This is a genomic window from Kitasatospora sp. NPDC057198 (assembly GCF_042670125.1).
Lineage (GTDB): Bacteria > Actinomycetota > Actinomycetes > Streptomycetales > Streptomycetaceae > Kitasatospora.
Window position 1 is genome coordinate 1 of the sequence record NZ_JBHUWH010000726.1, and the last position, 2,594, is coordinate 2,594.

A 2,594-nucleotide genomic window follows, 5' to 3' on the forward strand; every position below is an offset into this window, starting at 1 on the left:
CCCTCGCCGAGGCAAACCCGGACGCCTACCTGCCCGACCTCGCCAGCTCCCTCAACAACCTGTCCAACCGGTTGGGGAAAGTGGGGCAACAGGTAGATGGCCTGGCTGCGATCAAGGAAGCCGTCGCCATCCAACGCACCCTCGCCAAGGCAAACCCGGACGCCTACCTGCCCAACCTCGCCACATCCCTGAACAACCTCTCCGTCCGATTGGGACAGGTAGGACGGCGGGCGGACGGCCTGACCGCGAACGAGGAAGCCGTCGCCATCCGCCGCACCCTCGCCGAGGCGAACCCGAAACGGTTCGACGCGGATCTGCGGAACTCGCTGGAGGTCGCTACTTGGCTCAGGTCTCTTGCCGAGTAACAAGAGCACCGCCCGACCGAACCGAAACCTCCAACAGGGCTGCCGGGGCTGCGTACACACCCCCGACGAATACCGCTTGTCCACCCGCCGACCGATGAGGCCAACTCCACGTGCTTCAGGCCAGCCCCGCCACCGCCACCAACTCCCGTTCCGCTCGCCCCACAGGCCCCCAAGCCCTACCGGAGCCACCGCCCGGCGCCCCGGTCACCCCGTCCGGCGCGGGTCGAGCAGGTCGAGCAGGAGCGGCCAGGCCGCCGCACCGAGTTCGGCGTCGGCGCGGTCGCTGCCGCCGTAGGCGAAGACCGAGGAGGGAGCGGCCGGGTCCTCGCCGGGGAAGCGGATCCGGTGGCCGGCGTCGGGGTGGGTGACCAGGCGGACGGGGGCTCCGGCGGCACGGCGGGCGGCCAGCTGCTCGGCGTAGCGCAGGGAGGGCCACATCCGGTCGTCGCCGCCGGCCACCAGGAGGATCTCGGCGGCGGCGCGCTCGACCGGGATCGTGGCGGCGGCCAGGCGTCCGGCATGGGTGCGCTCGCTGAGTTCGTACCAGCCGCGGATCGCCACCGGGCCGCCGTCGTGGCCCTCGGGCTCCCAGGTGTCGCCGTGCATCGGGACGAAGGGCAGCGGCTCGCCCCGCCAGGTCCAGGAGGAGCGCCAGGGGCGGTCCTGCCCGTCGTGGCCGGGGCCCACGTTGCACCAGGCCAGCGAGGTCGGGGCGAGGGCGATCACCGCGTCGACGCGCGGGTCGTGGACGGCGGTGAGCAGTGCGGCCTCGGCGCCCTTGGACCAGCCGAGCAGGGCGACGCGCTGCGCGCCGCGCGAACGCAGCAGGTCGATGCCCGCAACGAAGGTCTCCAGCGGTACTTCGCAGATGCCCGGCGGCTGCCCCGGCCCGCCGAACCAGCGCACGGCCAGGGCGAGGTGGCCCTGTTCGGCGAGCCGGGCGGCCCGGTGGCGGTCCACCCGGCCGCTCGATCCGGCCAGGACGAGGACACCGGTGCCGTCGGCCGCGCCGTCGGCCGGTTCGACCAGGACGGCTTCCCAAGGGGTGGTCAGTTCGTGCTCGACGACGGCGGTCACGGTGTTTCCCCTCAGGTGAGCGGCGCGGCGGCGGGCCCCAACTGCCGCCCCCGGCCAGGCTACTCGGTGCGCAGCGCAGCGCAGTGGTGGCGGGGAGCAGGGCGCCGGTGGCGGCGAGGACGGAGCCGCCGAGGGCGAGCAGGGCCAGCAGGGCGGCGGAGTAGACGTCCAGCACGCTGCCGGGCAGGCGAAGGCCCGCGCTGTGGCCCATGGCGGGGACGACGGCGTGCTGGAGCAGGGTGCCGAGCGGGACGCCGAGAGCGCGGACGCGTTCGCAGGTGTCCAGGACGGTGGTGTTGAGGACGCCCAGGGCGGCGACGGCGACCAGCATCAGGGTGAGCAGGCCGGTGAGCGCGTCCAGCAGGACGGCGGTCCGGCCGGCCCCGCCGTCCTCCCCGGCCCGGACGCTCGCCCCGGTGGGGCGCAGTGCGGTGGCGAGGGCGTAGGCGTGGGCGGCGGTGCCGGGGGCGAGTCGGATGTGGAAGTAGTCGGCGGCGAGGGCGGGTTCGGCGGGGGGCGAGGGTGTCCGCGTCGGTGTACGGGCGCTGGTCCTGGCTGTCGGCGACGAACGCTTCGCCGGTGATCCGCACGGTCAGCCGGGTGCCGTGGTCGGTGAGGGTGAGGGTGTCGCCGACCTTGCTGCCGGTGGCGGTCAGGAGCGGGGTGGCGGCGACGGCCTCGCCGGGGCCGTGGAACCACTGGTCGTGGAACCAGTGGCCGGCGACCAGCGGGCGGGCGTCCCGGGCGGAGTCGCCCAGGTAGGCGGTGGTGGTGACGGTGCCGGGCGCGCCGACGGCGGGACGGCGAGCACGGTGATGTCGGCGGCGCCGTGCTTGGAGTCCTCGATCCGCTGGAAGGAGGCGGCCAGGCCGTAGGCGAAGGTGACGGCGGTGGTGCCGAACAGGACGGCGAGGACCAGGGCGGAGGCCCGGCGGGGGCGACGCGGAGCGGCACCGCGCGCTGGCCGCGCTGACCGCGAGGGAGCGCGAGGTGCTGGAACTGCTCGCCCGCGGCCTGAGCAAGGCCGAACCGGCCGCGCACCTGACCCTGTCCGAGGCGACGGTAAAGACCCACGTCGCCCGGATCCTGGCCGAGCTGGGGCTGCGCGACCGCGTCCGGGCGGTGGTGCCGGCCTACGAGACCGGGCTGGTC

The 2,594-nt window shown here is 74.7% G+C and carries 3 protein-coding genes and 1 pseudogene; 3 read left to right on the plus strand and 1 reads right to left on the minus strand.

What is annotated here, in order from left to right; translation table 11 throughout:
- Positions 1 to 365, plus strand: a 365-nt coding sequence (locus ACFUEL_RS38265) for a tetratricopeptide repeat protein (protein ID WP_380242617.1), incomplete at its 5' end; no start/stop codon positions are given.
- 204 nt (positions 366 to 569) lie between these two features.
- Here the strand turns inward: ACFUEL_RS38265 and ACFUEL_RS38270 are convergent.
- Positions 570 to 1,442, minus strand: a complete 873-nt coding sequence (locus ACFUEL_RS38270) for an acyl-CoA thioester hydrolase/BAAT C-terminal domain-containing protein (protein WP_380242619.1) — start codon at positions 1,440 to 1,442, stop codon at positions 570 to 572.
- Positions 1,443 to 2,146: 704 nt separating this feature from the next.
- On the opposite strand from ACFUEL_RS38270, the gene ACFUEL_RS38275 reads away from it, so the two are divergent.
- Both ACFUEL_RS38275 and ACFUEL_RS38280 read left to right on the plus strand, forming a co-directional pair.
- Positions 2,147 to 2,317 carry a hypothetical protein gene (locus ACFUEL_RS38275; RefSeq protein ID WP_380242621.1) on the plus strand — a complete coding sequence of 57 codons (171 nt, stop codon included), beginning with the start codon at positions 2,147 to 2,149 and terminating at the stop codon, positions 2,315 to 2,317.
- Positions 2,318 to 2,369: 52 nt separating this feature from the next.
- A pseudogene (locus ACFUEL_RS38280) lies at positions 2,370 to 2,594 on the plus strand (LuxR C-terminal-related transcriptional regulator); the annotation flags it as partial.